At 59.0% G+C, this 273-nt stretch carries 1 pseudogene; it reads right to left on the reverse strand.

Features of this window, described 5'->3' with window-relative positions:
* Positions 1 to 257, reverse strand: a pseudogene (locus A3730_RS09045) (lytic transglycosylase F); the annotation flags it as partial.
* Positions 258 to 273 lie beyond the last annotated feature (16 nt).

The raw sequence follows: 273 nt of genomic DNA on the forward strand, positions 1-273 counted from the left end.
TCGGATTCGAGGATGCGCAGTTCTACCCCCAGGCTGTCAGCGAACCCTTTGGCGAGTTCGTATTCCATGCCGGTGAAACCGTGCTGATCTTCGTAATAGGTCGTGTTGGACGGGCGGGTTAGCACCACCAGCTCCCCACGGGCGATAACGCGCTCCATGGCGGAGGGGGTGGGACGCATGGCCAGCATTAGCCCCAGTACGCTGAACAGTGCCAGCGAGGCGAGCAAATGCTTGCTGTGTCGAAAGAATACCGTCACTTGGTGGTACCTCTGT

The organism is Alcanivorax sp. HI0044 (genome assembly GCF_001634945.1).